This window comes from Gelidibacter sp. (assembly GCF_035577925.1).
Taxonomy (GTDB): domain Bacteria; phylum Bacteroidota; class Bacteroidia; order Flavobacteriales; family Flavobacteriaceae; genus Gelidibacter.
The window spans coordinates 1-15,887 of the sequence record NZ_DATJCY010000176.1 but is presented as its reverse complement, the minus strand read 5'-3'; the positions used below and the strand labels follow the sequence as shown (position 1 = coordinate 15,887).

The 15,887-nt window shown below is 37.6% G+C and carries 13 protein-coding genes; 11 read left to right on the top strand and 2 right to left on the bottom strand.

Going from position 1 to position 15,887, the window contains the following annotated elements; all coding sequences use genetic code 11:
• Positions 1–20: 20 nt before the first annotated feature.
• Positions 21–2,234, top strand: coding sequence for a carboxy terminal-processing peptidase (locus VNJ50_RS06285; protein WP_325580140.1), 2,214 nt, complete (start codon positions 21–23; stop codon positions 2,232–2,234).
• Positions 2,235–2,316: 82 nt separating this feature from the next.
• Here VNJ50_RS06285 and yihA read toward each other — a convergent pair whose 3' ends face one another.
• A complete protein-coding gene (yihA, locus tag VNJ50_RS06280; RefSeq protein WP_325580083.1) occupies positions 2,317–2,931 on the bottom strand; it encodes a ribosome biogenesis GTP-binding protein YihA/YsxC in 615 nt (204 codons plus the stop codon).
• 108 nt (positions 2,932–3,039) lie between these two features.
• Positions 3,040–3,804 (bottom strand): alpha/beta hydrolase, encoded by a 765-nt coding sequence (locus tag VNJ50_RS06275; protein ID WP_325580082.1) that lies wholly within the window; start codon positions 3,802–3,804, stop codon positions 3,040–3,042.
• A gap of 299 nt (positions 3,805–4,103) precedes the next feature.
• Here VNJ50_RS06275 and mraZ point away from each other — a divergent pair, with 299 nt between their 5' ends.
• The 10 genes from mraZ to murC form a co-directional block, all read left to right on the top strand.
• Entirely contained in the window at positions 4,104–4,574 is a 471-nt protein-coding gene (mraZ, locus tag VNJ50_RS06270; RefSeq protein WP_325580081.1) for a division/cell wall cluster transcriptional repressor MraZ, read from the top strand.
• Positions 4,561–5,457 (top strand): 16S rRNA (cytosine(1402)-N(4))-methyltransferase RsmH, encoded by an 897-nt coding sequence (gene rsmH, locus VNJ50_RS06265; RefSeq protein WP_325580138.1) that lies wholly within the window; start codon positions 4,561–4,563, stop codon positions 5,455–5,457. The genes mraZ and rsmH overlap by 14 nt, the downstream gene beginning before the upstream one ends.
• Positions 5,458–5,644: 187 nt before the next feature.
• Entirely contained in the window at positions 5,645–5,959 is a 315-nt protein-coding gene (locus tag VNJ50_RS06260; RefSeq protein ID WP_325580079.1) for an FtsL-like putative cell division protein, read from the top strand.
• A 60-nt stretch (positions 5,960–6,019) separates the two neighbouring features.
• Positions 6,020–7,966: a penicillin-binding transpeptidase domain-containing protein gene (locus tag VNJ50_RS06255; RefSeq protein ID WP_325580136.1), complete on the top strand. Its 1,947-nt coding sequence runs from the start codon at positions 6,020–6,022 to the stop codon at positions 7,964–7,966.
• On the top strand, positions 7,966–9,429 hold the full coding sequence (locus tag VNJ50_RS06250) for a UDP-N-acetylmuramoyl-L-alanyl-D-glutamate--2,6-diaminopimelate ligase (protein ID WP_325580078.1): 1,464 nt from the start codon (positions 7,966–7,968) through the stop codon (positions 9,427–9,429). The genes VNJ50_RS06255 and VNJ50_RS06250 overlap by 1 nt, the downstream gene beginning before the upstream one ends.
• Before the next feature lie 84 nt (positions 9,430–9,513).
• A complete protein-coding gene (gene mraY, locus VNJ50_RS06245; protein ID WP_325580076.1) occupies positions 9,514–10,755 on the top strand; it encodes a phospho-N-acetylmuramoyl-pentapeptide-transferase in 1,242 nt (413 codons plus the stop codon).
• Positions 10,756–10,813: 58 nt separating this feature from the next.
• Entirely contained in the window at positions 10,814–12,151 is a 1,338-nt protein-coding gene (gene murD, locus VNJ50_RS06240) for a UDP-N-acetylmuramoyl-L-alanine--D-glutamate ligase (protein ID WP_325580074.1), read from the top strand.
• A 12-nt stretch (positions 12,152–12,163) separates the two neighbouring features.
• Positions 12,164–13,357: an FtsW/RodA/SpoVE family cell cycle protein gene (locus VNJ50_RS06235; RefSeq protein ID WP_325580072.1), complete on the top strand. Its 1,194-nt coding sequence runs from the start codon at positions 12,164–12,166 to the stop codon at positions 13,355–13,357.
• Between the two features lie 103 nt (positions 13,358–13,460).
• Positions 13,461–14,573 carry an undecaprenyldiphospho-muramoylpentapeptide beta-N-acetylglucosaminyltransferase gene (gene murG / locus VNJ50_RS06230; RefSeq protein WP_325580071.1) on the top strand — a complete coding sequence of 371 codons (1,113 nt, stop codon included), beginning with the start codon at positions 13,461–13,463 and terminating at the stop codon, positions 14,571–14,573.
• A gap of 48 nt (positions 14,574–14,621) precedes the next feature.
• Positions 14,622–15,887, top strand: a 1,266-nt coding sequence (gene murC, locus VNJ50_RS06225; RefSeq protein WP_325580070.1) for a UDP-N-acetylmuramate--L-alanine ligase, incomplete at its 3' end; no start/stop codon positions are given.

Sequence of the window (15,887 nt, the reverse complement as noted above, 5' to 3'; positions counted from 1 at the left end):
TAAATACTATGAAAGATATCATGAAAAGGAATTACAAGGTTTTATTGCTAGCGTTGATGTTAGCATTTGCGTCGTGTAGCTTTACGACCAAAACTTTTGAAGATCCGGATAAGGACAGATTATTGATCGAAACGATTATTTATGTGCTTGAAGAAGCCCATTACAGTCCGAAGGAATTGAATGACGAATTTTCAGCACGGGTTTTTGATGCTTATTTGGATCAGCTCGATCCGTTTAAGCGTTATTTTTATGCGTCTGATATTAAAGAGTTTGAAGCCTATAGGGACAAAATAGACGATCAGTTAAAAGCTCGCGATTTATCGTTTTTTAATTTGACCCATCAGCGATTGCTTCAACGCATTGAAGAATCCCAGGTCATTTATAAAGATGTGCTTGCCAAACCTTTTGATTACTCTATAGATGAAGAAATCAATACGGAATATAAAAAATTGCCGTACGTCAATTCAAAAAAGGAAATGCTTGAACGTTGGAGAATACAACTTAAGTTTTCGACCATAGCCAATTATGACGATTTGATTTCGCAACAGGAAAATACGTTTTCTGCAAAGAAAAAAGTTGAGGATATGACCCATATTGATGTGGACGGATTGGGTAATGAAGTTCCTCCAGCCAGAGTTGCCGATATTCCAAAAGAAACCAAAGAGAAAAAACCGTTGTCAGAGTTGGAAGCAGAATCCCGCACCAGTACATTAAATTCTTTAAATGAGCTGTATGCTTATATTAATGAGCGTAATCGCGAAGATTGGTTTGCCGTTTATATGAATGCCATTGTTGCCGATTTTGATCCGCATACGTTTTATTATGCACCGGAAGATAAGGAGCGTTTTGATGTAGCCATGTCCGGAAAATTTGAAGGGATTGGAGCCAGACTTCAGAAAAAGATGGATGTTGTAACGATTGTTGAAATTATTAGCGGCGGTCCCGCTTGGAAACAAAATAAGTTGGAGGCAGGCGATCAAATCTTAAAAGTACAGCAAGAAGATGGTGAACCAGCAGTTAGTATTGTAGGCATGCGCTTGGACGATGCGGTGAAATTGATTAAAGGTCCAAAAGGAACAAAAGTTGTTCTGACCATCAAAAAAGTAGATGGAACTATTGAAGATCTGTCCATTGCCAGAGATGTTGTGGAGTTGGAAGAAACTTACGCCAAATCATCGACGGTGATCAAAAACGACAGAAAATTTGGAGTTATTAATCTTCCAGGTTTTTATGTCAATATGAATGATTATAATAAAAGAAATGCGGCTACCGATGTTAAGCTCGAAATAGAACGTCTAAAGAAAGAAGGCATTGAAGGTTTGGTTTTGGATCTTAGAAACAATGGTGGCGGATCCTTGCAGACCGTAATTGACATGGCAGGATTGTTTATTAAAGAAGGTCCAATTGTACAGGTTAAAACTACAGGTGGACAAAAAGAGGTTTTAAGAGACAAAGATAAATCAGTTACTTGGGATGGACCGTTAGTCGTTTTGGTGAATGAAAATTCGGCATCTGCTTCCGAGATTTTAGCCGCTGCTATGCAAGATTACAAACGTGCTTTGGTAATTGGTAGCGAACAAACTTTTGGAAAGGGAACCGTGCAAACGCTTTTTGATTTGAACCGTTTGGTAAAAAACAATACGCTTGGCGATTTGGGTGCTCTAAAATATACCATTCAGAAGTATTACAGAATTGATGGTGGCTCTACACAATTAGAAGGTGTGAAAAGTGATATTGTTGTGCCGGATAGATATAGTTATATTGCTTTAGGCGAAAAAAATCAAGACAATCCGTTGGCTTATGATAAAATTGATGCTGCTAACTATACCGTTTGGGAAAATCATACAGGCTTTAAAAAGGCAGTTGAAAACAGCTATGCGCGTATAGCGAAAAATGATCAATTAAAACTTATTGACCAGAATGCCAAATGGGTTAAAAAACTAAGGGATAAAGAACTGTATTCGCTTAAGTACAATACCTATAAAGCCAACTTAAAACAGAATGAAGAAGAGGCCAAGGAATTTGATAAATTAGCCGATTATAAAACCAACTTGACTTTTAAATCATTGCCTTATGAAGTTGATTTAATGGAGGCTGATAGTGTTTTGAAGGAAAAACGCGACCGTTGGCATAAAGCACTAAGCCGTGATGTTTATGTGGAAGAGGCAATCAATGTATTAAATGATTTGAAAGGTAATAATGATATTAAAAAACTAGTTAAAAGTTTAGATTAATTGTATATATAAAGTGTAAAAAGCTCCATGATTCACTTGAATTTTGGAGCTTTTTTTATTTGGAATTAGTTGTTTTGTGAATTTATGATTTGCGCAAGGCGTTCATTTCATCATTGGTCGCATCAATCTTTGCGAGAACCTCGTCCCTGCCAATAAATGATGAGGAAGAGGTAATAAAATAGCTTGGCGTTTCTTCCCAAGTTTTGAGGAGTTCCTGCATGTAAGCTTCTACATGGCGTTCAATGGCTTTTGGTTTTAATTTATCGGCTTTAGTGAATATAATGGAAAAAGGAATTCTGTTTTCGCCCATATATTGCATGAATTCCAAATCGATTTTTTGAGCTTCATGACGAATATCAACTAATACAAATGCCAAGACCAATTGTTGTCTTTGCTCAAAATAATTGGTAATGAATTTTTGAAATTGTCGTTTTGATGTTTTTGAAACACGTGCATATCCATAGCCAGGCAAATCCACCAAAAACCAATTTTTGTTAATTAAAAAGTGATTGATGAGTTGGGTTTTTCCGGGTCTTCCTGATGTTTTTGCCAAGTTTTTATGATTGGTCAGCATATTGATCAAGGACGATTTGCCAACGTTACTTCTGCCAATAAATGCATATTCCGGCAAAACATCCTTAGGACACTTGCTCACGTCAGAGTTGCTCATTAAAAATTCGGCAGTTTTGATGATCATATTATCAGAAATTGTTCCAAATCCAATGGATCGGAATTTAGAATTTATAGTATGGAAATTTTAATCTTCAATTTCGGCATCTCCCATTAACTATTGGGATTAAAGTTCTCAGAGTTTTCTTTTCTTAAGCCACTCTGCAAGTATCGCATTAAACTCATCTGGATGCTCCATCATAGCGGCGTGGCCACATTTGTCAATCCAATGCAATTCGGCATCTGGTAAAAGTTGTTGAAATTCTTCAGCGACTTCTGGTGGTGTTACAATATCATTTTTGCCCCAAATTATGCATACGGGCAGATTCATGTTGGGCAGATCCTTTGACATGTTATGTCTGATCGCACTTTTTGCAATGGCTAATGTTTTGATTAATTTATTGCGGTCGTTCACCGTTTCATAAACTTCATCTACAATTTCCTTGGTGGCAACATCCGGATCATAAAAAACATCCTGTGCCTTTTTTTTGATAACTTCATAATCACCGCGCTTGGTGTAGCCACTGCCCATCGCACTTTCATAAAGACCAGAACTGCCGGTAATGATAAGTGCTTTTACTTTGTCTGGATATAGTTTGGTATGGTAAAGTGCAATATGCCCGCCTAACGAATTTCCTAATAAAATAACGTCGTCTAGGTTTTTATAAATGATAAAGTCATGAAGATATTTTGCAAAACTTTTGACGTTGGTTTTTAACAAAGACATGGTGTATATGGGCAATTCAGGAATGATAACCTTGTAGCCTCTAACTCCAAAATAGTCAACCACTGCATCAAAATTACTCAATCCACCCATTAATCCATGTAGGATTATGATTGGTTTACCTTCGCCGACTTCAATATAACTGTAATTTTTTTCTTTTTTTAAAAGGTGTATCATTTAATGGCTAGTAGTTATTCATGAAAAACAAATATAGTTATTTCAATGAAATTTTATTTCATTTTCAAGATTCTTCCAAATAATAGTTTTGCTAACAGTGTTGTAGATGATAAGTGGGGTAGATATCAATTTTATAATCATCTGAAATACAGTTGTTTGTTTAATGTTTATTTTCTTGATTCGGCAAAAATAGCGCTTAAATATATAAACTTATCAACAAAAGTGGTAAATTGTGGTAAAAGGTGGTAATATTTTCAATATATTTGATACTTAGTCGTTAGATAGAAAAACAGATTCAATTGAACTCATTAATAGGTACATACGAATGTAAGGTTGATGCAAAAGGTAGGCTCATGATGCCTTCTGCGATCAAAAAACAGTTGTTGCCGTCACTTCAAAATGGATTTGTTTTAAAAAGAGCGGTTTTTCAATCCTGTTTAGAGTTGTATCCAATGGCCGAATGGGAGGCTTTGATGCAAAAAATGAACAAACTTAATCGCTTTAAAAAGAAAAACAACGACTTTATCAGAAGGTTTACCGCTGGAGTGAAGGTTGTGGAGATAGATAGTGCGGGCCGATTGTTGGTGCCGAAGGACTTAATGGTGTTTTCGGGGATTTCTAAAGATATCGTAGTGTCTTCGGCGATAAACATTATTGAGATTTGGGATAAAGATAAATACGAACAAGCCATAGACGACGCGGCTGGCGATTTTGCAGAATTGGCTGAAGAAGTTATGGGAAATGATGACGATACAGATGGAATATCATAATCCGGTGTTGCTTACCGAAACGGTTGATGGCTTAAATATTAAGCCTAACGGCGTTTATGTAGATGTGACATTTGGTGGTGGTGGTCACAGTCGTGAGATTCTGAAGCGTTTAGGTCCTGACGGTAAGTTGTTTGCTTTTGATCAGGATAAAGATGCGCTTTTAAACGCTATTGACGACCCGCGATTTAAGTTGATCAATGAAAATTTTAGGTATGTAAAGCGTTTTTTACGTTTTTATGGGGCGAAGGAAGTGGATGGGATCTTGGCCGATTTTGGAGTGTCTTCCCATCAGTTTGATGTTGCGGAACGTGGTTTTTCAACACGTTTTGAGGCCGATTTAGATATGCGAATGAATCAGGACAGTGCGTTGTCGGCATTTCATGTCATCAATAAATATGAGGAAGAAAAAATTCGGGATGTTCTGTTTCAATATGGAGAGTTACGCCAAGCGCCGGCAATGGCAAGGGTGATTGTGGAAGAGCGCGCTGTAAATGAAATAAAATCCAGTGAGCACCTCAAGTCGGTTTTGAAGAAATTTGTGAAGCATAAAAACGAACATAAAGTATTGGCGCAAATTTATCAGGCTATTCGGATTGAGGTGAACCAAGAGATTGAGGCTTTAAAGGAGTTGTTGCTCCAAACGCCAGAGGTGTTAAAAGTTGGTGGTCGATTGAGTTGTATCTCTTACCATTCGCTAGAAGATCGATTGGTAAAGCGATTTATAAAAAATGGCCTATTTGAAGGTGAGCCGGAGCGTGATATGTACGGGAATTTTGAAGTGCCAATGAAAAAGGTAGGCGGTTTGATTGTGCCATCTAAAGAGGAGATAAAAGAAAATAGCAGGGCGCGGAGTGCAAAACTTCGCATTGCGGAAAAAATATAAAGTGGTTTGCCGTTTGAATGCCTCCCTTCTAAGGAGGCGGTCAACCTGCAAGGTTTCAAAAACCTTGTAGGTCTTTAAAAAAAACCAAATTAAACTAAGCGAAATTTCTGCCTTCGCAGAAACTGATTTAGGTTAAAGTAAAAAAAGCTCTTCCTTTTGGGAAGATGTCCGAAGGGCAGTTGAAACTATGAAAAGCAATATTTATCACATATTAAGAGGTAAGTTTTTGGTCAGTGATGATTCCTTTAAAAATTGGAGGGTCATTATTTTTATTTCTGTTTTAGCGATTGTTATGATTGCCAGTTCTCATAACGCCGATCAGAAAGTACATGATATTGCGCGATTGAATAATGAAGTTAAAGAATGGCGTTCGGCTTTTGTAGATGGAAGGTCAAAATTGATGCAGCTTAAAATGGAGTCAGGGATTGTTCAAAAAATGGCGGAAAAGGATATTGTTCCTTCGCCCAATCCACCTAAAAAAATTAAAGTTAAATCACAATAAAATTACGTGGTAGTCACTGAAAAACACATATTAAAACGATTGTATTTTGTTGCCGGCATAATGATTGTCTTCGCTATAGCCGTGGTGTTCAAGTTGCTCACCATTCAACTGGTGCATGGTGATAAGTATTCCGAATTGGCTGAAAGTCGAACGGTGAAAAATGTGACTATTCCTGCCAATCGTGGTAATCTTTATGCCTCCGATGGAAGCTTGTTGGCAACCTCCATACCAAAATATGATATCAGGATTGATGCCGTAACGCCTACCAATAAGGTTTTTGAAGCGCATTTAAAAGCTTTGAGTGATTCTTTGTCGAAGTATTCAGGAAAATCATCAGGTTATTATCAAAAGGAATTGCGCAAGGCAAGAGCTAATAAAAACAGGTATTTTTTGTTGGCCCGAAACATCAATTACACCGATTATACGCGTCTTCGGAATTTTCCTTTATTGAATCTTGGTGCTTTTAGGGGAGGGCTTATTGTTGAGCAAACTACAAAACGTGAACATCCTATGGGAGGTATTGCGCAGCGATCTATTGGCTATGAGCGGATTGATAAAGATGGGCATTATGTTAGAGCAGGGATTGATGGCGCTTTTGGTGAAATGTACTTAAGGGGAACTGATGGACATCGGATGAAACAGAAAATTGGTAAAGGGCAATGGAAACCCATAACTGATTATAATGAAATTGAGCCAAAAGACGGCTATGATGTCTATACCACTATTGACGTAAATATCCAGGATATTGCCCATCATGCTTTGTTAGAGCAGCTTGAAAAGTATAAAGCCGATCATGGTACTGTTGTAGTGATGGAAACCAAAACGGGCGAAATCAGAGCAATTTCCAATCTTGGAAGAAATTCTAATGGACAATATTATGAGCGGCTCAACTATGCCGTTGGGGAGAGTCATGAACCGGGTTCTACCTTTAAAATTATGGCCATAACGGCAGCTTTGGAAGATAAGGTTGTGGATACTAGTGATGTGGTAGATACTAAAAACGGAATCCTAACCTATCATGGCAAAAAAGTAAGGGATTCCAAGCATGGGGGTTATGGCGAGATCAGTTTGGCAAAGGCTATTGAGGTGTCCTCAAACACAGCCATTGTTGCGGCTATTGACAAAGCTTACAAAAATCAGCCAAGTAAATTCATTGATCGGTTGTACGCCATGAATTTGAATGAGAGTCTGGATTTGGCGATTGTGGGTGAGCCCGATCCCATTATTCCCGATCCAAGAATTAAAAACGGGCGTTGGAGCGGAATAGCCTTGCAATGGATGGCTTATGGTTATGGCGTGTCATTTACACCACTGCAAACCTTGACATTTTATAATGCGATTGCCAATAATGGCGAAATGGTAAAACCTCAGTTTTTGCGTGAAGTGCGCGAGTTTGATAAAACCATTGTGCCCTTCAAAAAAGAAGTGATCAATCCGAAAATTTGTTCTCAGGAAACGGTTGATAAGGTTAAAAAAATGTTGGAAAATGTGGTAGAACACGGTACCGGAAAAAAATTGTATTCACCAAATTTCTCTATGGCCGGAAAAACAGGCACCTGTCAGAAAGATTATGCGCAAAAGGATAAGTTGAGTTATATCTCATCGTTTGCAGGCTTTTTTCCTGCAGATAATCCAAAATATTCGTGTATTGTAGTTATTCATGAACCCGATAAAAGTGTGGGATATTATGGTGCCGATGTATCTGGACCGGTTTTTAAGAAAATTGCACAAAAAATATTTACCGATACGCCAATTTATGATGAGGTCGAAACTTTAGAAGTTGAAAATTTAGCTATTGATAAAAGCTTTGAGAAGTACTATGAAGTTGCTCAAGCTTATAAAACGATCATGCCCGATGTCAGAGGGATGCCTACGATGGATGCTTTGGCACTTTTGGAAAATATGGGACTAGTGGTGAAAATTGGTGGGGTTGGAGTGGTCAAAACGCAGTCTATCGAAAAAGGCAGCAAAATAAATCGCAATCAAGAAGTTTATTTAAAAATCTAATGGTACAATTAAAAGACATATTATATAAGGTTACCATTAACGCTGTTGTTGGTAGCACAAGTTTGTCGGTAAATGCCATTCATTTTGATTCTCGAAATGTTGGTCAAAATGATGTTTTTGTAGCTGTAAAAGGCAGTTTGACCGATGGTCATCAATACATCGATTTGGCTATTGAAAAAGGTGCCATTGCAGTTGTTTGCGAAAATCTGCCAGAAATTTTCCATTCGGGCGTAACTTATATAGAAGTTGAAAGTGCCAGTAGAGCATTGGCGTTTATGGCAGCCAATTTTTATGATAATCCATCGCATAATTTAAAATTGGTGGGTGTTACCGGTACCAATGGGAAAACCACGGTTGCCACTTTGTTGTACCACATGTTTAAAAAGGCGGGCTATAAAGTAGGTTTGTTATCGACTGTCAAAATTATGGTGGATGTTACAGAATATCCGGCCACGCATACCACACCCGATTCGTTGACGATTAACAGATATTTGGGATTGATGAGCGATGCAGGCGTTGAGTTTTGTTTTATGGAAGTCAGTTCGCATGGCATTCATCAAAACAGAACGGAAGGATTGCTTTTTGAAGGTGGGATTTTCACAAATCTCTCTCACGATCATTTAGATTATCATAGCTCATTTGCTGAATATAGAGATGTAAAAAAGTCTTTTTTTGACAACTTGCCAAAAAATGCTTTTGCATTGGTCAATATTGACGACAAAAATGGTTTGGTCATGTTGCAAAACACCAAAGCAAAAAAATACACCTATGCTTTAAAAACCTACGCCGATTATAGAGCTCAGATTTTAGAAAATCAAATGAGTGGTTTGCTGCTTAAAATCAATGATAACGAAGTTTGGACACGGTTAATAGGAAACTTTAATGCGTATAATATTTTGGCCATTTACGCCGCTTCGGAATTGTTAGGGCTTGAAAAAGTTGAGAATTTAAGACTGATAAGCGAGTTGGAAAGTGTTTCCGGAAGGTTTCAGTATTTGATTTCGGATTCGAACATTACTGCTATTGTTGATTATGCACATACGCCCGATGCCTTGCAAAATGTGTTGGAAACCATTAATAGTATCCGGACCAAAAATGAAGAATTGATCACGGTGGTTGGCTGTGGTGGCGATAGGGATAAAACCAAACGCCCTGAAATGGGACATATCGCATCGGCTTTAAGCACTAAAGTCATTTTTACTAGCGACAATCCAAGAAGTGAGGTTCCAGAAGCGATTATCGAAGATATTGAAAAAGGCGTTGAACCTCAAAATTATAAGAAAACGATTTCCATAACGGATAGAAAACAAGCCATTAAAGCCGCTTGTCAAATGGCGCAATCCAAAGACATTATTCTGATTGCTGGAAAAGGCCATGAAACCTATCAGGAAATAAAAGGTGTTCGAACTGATTTTGACGATTATAAGATAGTGCAAGAAATTTTAAAACAACTCGGAAAATAGGAATGATAAACCTGTTTTTATGAAATAGAAGACAGACAACGAATAACTAGAAACCTTAAACCCAAAACAAGAAACCAATAACAGATGCTCTACTACCTATTTGAATATTTAAAACAACATTTTGATTTCCCGGGGTCCTTGCTCTTTGGATTCATCTCCTTTAGAGCGGCCATGGCAATTATCACATCGTTGCTTATTTCAACCATATATGGTAAGCGCATTATTAGGTTTTTGCAAAAACAACAGGTTGGCGAAACCATCCGGGATTTAGGATTGGAAGGTCAGAATGAAAAAGCTGGGACTCCAACAATGGGTGGTATTATTATCATTATTGCGACGTTGATTCCGGTGCTTTTGTTTGCAAAAATTGACAATATCTATATCATTCTTTTAGTCATTACCACTGTTTGGATGGGTGCCATTGGTTTTTTAGATGATTATATCAAAAAATTCAAAAGAGATAAAGATGGTTTAAAAGGTCGGTTTAAGGTGTTAGGGCAAGTAGGATTGGGAATTATTGTTGGTGCCACTTTGTATTTTAATCCCAATGTGACCATCAGGGAAAAGTTGCCAACTGTGGAGCAGCGTCAAATTTTGGCAGCAAATCCTAATGGATTGCCATCCCAATTGTTTAAGGCAGAGGAAAAATCAACCAAAACAACCATTCCGTTTGTTAAGGAAAATGAGTTTGATTATGCGCATTTGGTAACGTGGATCAGTCCAGATTTGGAAAAGTATGCTTGGGTCATTTTTATTTTGGTCAGCATATTTATTATCACCGCAGTGTCCAATGGTGCAAATTTGACTGATGGTATTGATGGATTGGCGGCAGGAACATCTGCAATAATTGTACTCACCTTGGGCATTTTTACATGGGTGTCTGGAAACATCATTTTTTCTGAATATCTGAATATTATGTATATCCCACGTGTAGAGGAAATTACTATTTATATCGCGGCTTTTGTTGGAGCGTTAATTGGGTTTTTATGGTACAATGCCTATCCCGCACAGGTGTTTATGGGTGATACAGGAAGTTTGACCATTGGCGGAATTATCGCGGTTATTGCCATTGCTGTAAGAAAAGAATGGCTGATTCCGGTATTGTGCGGTATTTTTTTAGCTGAAAATTTATCGGTGGTAATGCAAGTAGGTTGGTTTAAATACACCAAAAAGAAATATGGCGAAGGGCGTCGTATTTTTAAAATGTCACCATTGCATCATCATTATCAAAAATCAGGATATCACGAAAGTAAAATTGTAACACGCTTTTGGATTATCGGGATTTTGTTAGCTATTGTATCGATCGTGACGTTGAAAATTAGATAATAAATTAACCTGTAGGGTTTTAAGAGCCTTGTAGGTCTAAAAATAAATTGAATCATTCGTGGCAAAAACGAGATTAGTCATATTGGGAGGAGGAGAAAGTGGCGTTGGCACCGCGCTTTTAGCAAAGTCAAAAGGTTACGACGTGTTCCTTTCGGATAAAGGGAAAATTAAAGAAAATTATAAAGAAGTTCTTATACATAATGCTATTGAATTTGAAGATGGACAGCATACCGAATCTAAGATTTTGGATGCCGATATCGTGATGAAAAGCCCTGGGATTCCAGATAAAGTAGCTTTGGTAAAACAAATACGAGCGCAAGGTATTCCGGTGGTTTCGGAAATTGAATTTGCATCAAAATTTACCAATGCAATGATTGTTGGTGTCACGGGGACCAATGGGAAAACGACAACGGCAACTCTAATCCACCATATTTTAAAACAGGAATTGGAAGTTGGTTTGTCAGGAAACATCGGTAAAAGTTTTGCGCAACAGATTTTAGAGCATGATTATCCAAATTATGTGCTGGAAATTAGCAGCTTCCAGTTGGATGATAGTATGGATTTTAAGCCGCATGTTGCTGTTTTGCTGAATATCACACCTGATCATTTGGACCGTTATGATGATAAGTTTGAAAATTATATCGATTCGAAATTTAGGATCATCAAGAATCAAACAAAAGACGATTACCTGATTTATGATGCTGATGATGAGGTGATTGTCAGTTGGCTCGGATCGCATCAAATTCAATCCACATTACTGCCGTTTTCATTAACAAAAATCATCGAAAATGGCGCGTATTTAGACAAAAATGAAATTAAAATAACGATAGATAACAATCAAATTATTATGTCAACAAATAGCTTAACCTTAGAGGGTAAACACAATATTAAGAATCAAATGGCTGCATCAACTGTGGCACATTTACTAAAAATAAGAAAACAGACCATTCGTGAAAGTTTAGAGAATTTTCAAGGTGTTGAACATCGTTTGGAAGAAGTTTTAAGAATTAATAAGGTGCGTTACATTAACGATTCTAAAGCAACCAATGTAAATGCTACTTATTTTGCATTAGAAAGTATGGACGCGCCAACTATTTGGATTGTTGGTGGCGTAGATAAAGGAAACGATTATAAAGAGTTATTTCCTTTTATCAATGAGAAGGTAAAAGCCATTATTTGTCTTGGTGTTGACAACGAAAAACTTTTAAATACGTTTGGAAAAATGGTCGATGTTATTGTTGAAACGCAATACATGACTGAAGCTGTGAAGATGGCTTACAAATTGGCGGAAACTGGTGATTCCGTGTTATTGTCTCCAGCATGTGCAAGTTTTGATTTGTTTGAAAACTATGAAGATAGAGGACGTCAATTTAAAAATGCCGTTAGAAATTTATAAAACAAAGTAAAAGTGCAAAATATCATTAATAATATAAAAGGAGATCGCTTGGTTTGGGCCATTGTCGCGTTGTTGGCAATTTTCTCATTCCTTCCGGTGTATAGTTCTTCTAGTAATCTTGCCTATAGTGCCGGATCTGGAAGTACATTTTCCTTTTTTGTTAAACATTTTATGCACTTATTTTTGGGGTTTACTATTATGTATGGCGTGCACCGTATTCCCTATCGGTATTTTAAGGGTTTGTCGCTGGTGATGTTGCCCATTGTGTTGATATTATTGGTTTTGACCATGTATCAAGGTACTACCATTGAAGGTGCCAATGCCAGCCGATGGATTCAAATACCCATTATCGGGATGTCGTTTCAAACGTCAACTTTTGCATTTGTTGTGCTGATGGTTTATGTAGCTCGGTACCTATCAAAAATACAGGATCGGGATATTACCTTTAAAGAAACGATTTTGCCATTATGGCTACCGGTTTTTTTGGTGTTGATATTAATTCTGCCAGCCAACTTTTCAACGGCAGCTATCATGTTTGTGATGGTTATGGTGTTGACGTTTATTGGCGGTTATCCTTTCCGATATCTTATGGTAATTGTTGGTACGGGGATTTTGGTGTTGTCGTTATTTGTGCTTACCGCAAAAGCATTTCCTGAATTGATGCCCAACCGTGTGGATACGTGGATGAGCCGTGTTGAGAACTTTGCCAATGGCGAAGATACCGAAGCAGACTATCAGATAGAGAAAGCCAAAATTGCTATTGCAACTGGTGGATATATTGGGTTGGGACCGGGTAAAAGTGTTCAGAAAAACTTTTTGCCACAATCGTCCTCCGATTTTATTTTTGCGATTATCGTTGAAGAATATGGATTAGCTGGCGGATTGGTTATTTTAACAGTGTATTGTTGGATGCTTTTCAGGATTGTGATCATTGCGCAAAAATCAGATACCATTTTTGGGAAATTGGTGGTACTAGGCGTAGGTCTGCCTATCGTATTTCAGGCATTGATTAATATGGCAGTTGCAGTGGAGTTGTTTCCGGTAACGGGTCAAACCTTGCCGCTGGTGAGTAGTGGTGGTACTTCCATTTGGATGACTTGCCTGGCGCTCGGAATGATATTGAGTGTGAGTGCTAAAAGAGAAGAGTTGAAACAGCAAGAAGAAGCATTAGATAATCCGTTGGAAATATTGAGTGAAACGATCTAAATAAGACAATAGAGCATAGAATATAGACTTTAGATAACAGATAAAACGACGAGCGCACGAGATTATTGGTTTAAATAAGAACTGTAGGAGTTTTAGAAATATAATGGCAAAAAAAGAAACATATAAAATTATTCTTTCGGGTGGTGGTACTGGCGGTCATATTTATCCTGCCATAGCTATTGCCAATGAGCTTAAATTGCGTTTTCCGGATGCAGAGTTTCTTTTTGTAGGTGCTTTGGACCGTATGGAAATGGAAAAAGTGCCACAAGCAGGATATGCCATTGAAGGCTTGTGGATTACAGGGATTCAACGTGAACTGACTCTCAAAAATCTTGCCTTTCCCGCCAAGTTGGTCGTGAGCTTGCTTAAAGCCAGAAAGATTGTAAAAACATTTAAGCCTGATATAGCTATTGGTACAGGAGGTTTTGCAAGTGGTCCTTTGTTGCAAGTTGCGGCGTCAAAGGGTATTCCGACCTTAATTCAGGAACAAAATTCGTATCCGGGCATCACCAACAAATTATTGGGTAAAAAGGCCGATAAGATATGTGTGGCCTACGATGGATTAGAGCGTTTTTTTCCAAAAGAAAAACTGATTATAACTGGAAATCCTATTCGTCAGGATTTATTGCAGATAGATAGTAAAATTATTGAAGGGAAAGATGCTTTTAAACTGAACCATGGCAAACGGACTTTATTGGTTTTAGGAGGAAGTTTGGGAGCTAGACGTATTAATGAATTGATTGAAAAGGAACTTGAGTTTTTCCAAATTCAAAACGTTCAAGTCATCTGGCAATGTGGCAAATTGTATTATGACACTTATAAAAAGTATAATTCTTACGAAAACATTCAGGTGCATGCTTTTTTAAATACGATGGACTTGGCTTATGCTGCTGCCGATTTTATTATTTCGAGAGCAGGCGCAAGTTCGGTTTCAGAGTTGTGTGTTGTAGGAAAACCAGTGATTTTCATTCCATCGCCAAATGTTGCCGAAGATCATCAAACTAAAAATGCCATGGCTATTGTTGATAAAGAAGCGGCATTATTGATTAAAGAATCGGATTTGGATGTCGATTTTGAAAACCAGTTTTCGCAACTCGTCTTGTCTTCAGAAAAACAAAAGAAATTAAGTGAAAATATCAAGAAATTAGCACTTGTAAATGCAACAAAAGATATCGTAGATGAGGTTGAGAAGTTGTTGATAAAGAATAAAGAATAAAGAATAAAGAATAAAGAATTTCCTTAAACAGTCAACAGATAAGAAACCATGAACCTAAAAACAATACATAACGTTTATTTTATTGGCATCGGAGGCATCGGAATGAGTGCAATTGCGCGCTATTTTGTGGCCAACGGAAAATTGGTGGCCGGTTATGATAAAACCAAAACAGACATCACAGATGCTTTGGAAGCGTTGGGTGTTGAAGTTCATTTTGAGGATTCGGTGGATAAAATCCCATCTGAATTTCTCAATGTCAACAATACTTTAATAGTTTATACGCCAGCAATTCCTAAGGATCATGCTGAGTTTAATTATTTTAAATCACAAGGTTTTCAGGTTTTAAAACGTTCGGCAATTCTTGGTGAAATCACCAAGGATACCTTCTGTTTGGCCGTTGCCGGTACTCATGGCAAAACCACGACGACGAGTATTTTAGGGCATTTATTGAAGCAATGCAATGTTCCTATGACAGCGTTTTTGGGTGGCGTGAGCGAAAATTATAATTCTAACTTTATCCTTAATGGCACTGAAGTAACCGTTGTTGAAGCCGATGAGTTTGATAGGTCGTTCCTAACATTATCGCCAGATATGGCAGGACTTACCGCCATGGAAGCCGATCATCTTGACATTTATGGCGAAGCTGAAGAACTTCAAAAGGCATTTGTTGAATTTACTAAAAAATTAAAACCAAACGGAAAGCTGTTTGTCAGAAATGGTTTGCCAATTGATGGCATCACTTACGGCATTGAAGATGATTCTGATTATTCAGCACAGAATATTAAAATCAGTAATGGCACCTATCATTTTGATGTGAAAACGCCAAACCAATTGTTGTGCGATTTTGAATTCAGTCTTCCCGGCAGGCATAATTTGCTCAATGCATTATTGGCTTTGGCCATGGCATTGGAATATGGTATTTCACATGAAAAATTAAGCCGAGCATTAGCATCTTATAGAGGTGTTAAAAGACGTTTTACGTATCAAATTAAAACGGATAATTTGGTGTTTATTGATGATTACGCACATCATCCGGGAGAAATTAATGCGGTGTATGAAGCCGTTAGGGAAATGCATCCCAATAAAAAGGTGTTGGCTATATTTCAGCCCCATTTATTTAGTAGAACACGCGATTTTGTTGATGATTTTGCAAAAAGCTTATCGCAATTTGACGAAGTGTTTTTGTTGGATATTTATCCAGCAAGAGAATTGCCAATGGAAGGTGTCACATCATCTTGGTTATTAAGTAAAATAGATAATCAACATAAAAAGTTGATCCAAAAATCGGAATTGATTTCAGAAATAAAAACATCA

Coding starts and splice junctions, on each gene's coding strand:
- VNJ50_RS06285 (WP_325580140.1), top strand. CDS start 21: ATGAAAAGGAATTACAAGGTTTTATTGCTAGCGTTGATGTTAGCATTT.
- yihA (WP_325580083.1), bottom strand. CDS start 2,931: ATGATCATCAAAACTGCCGAATTTTTAATGAGCAACTCTGACGTGAGC.
- VNJ50_RS06275 (WP_325580082.1), bottom strand. CDS start 3,804: ATGATACACCTTTTAAAAAAAGAAAAAAATTACAGTTATATTGAAGTC.
- rsmH (WP_325580138.1), top strand. CDS start 4,561: ATGGAATATCATAATCCGGTGTTGCTTACCGAAACGGTTGATGGCTTA.
- VNJ50_RS06260 (WP_325580079.1), top strand. CDS start 5,645: ATGAAAAGCAATATTTATCACATATTAAGAGGTAAGTTTTTGGTCAGT.
- VNJ50_RS06255 (WP_325580136.1), top strand. CDS start 6,020: ATGATTGTCTTCGCTATAGCCGTGGTGTTCAAGTTGCTCACCATTCAA.
- VNJ50_RS06250 (WP_325580078.1), top strand. CDS start 7,966: ATGGTACAATTAAAAGACATATTATATAAGGTTACCATTAACGCTGTT.
- mraY (WP_325580076.1), top strand. CDS start 9,514: ATGCTCTACTACCTATTTGAATATTTAAAACAACATTTTGATTTCCCG.
- murG (WP_325580071.1), top strand. CDS start 13,461: ATGGCAAAAAAAGAAACATATAAAATTATTCTTTCGGGTGGTGGTACT.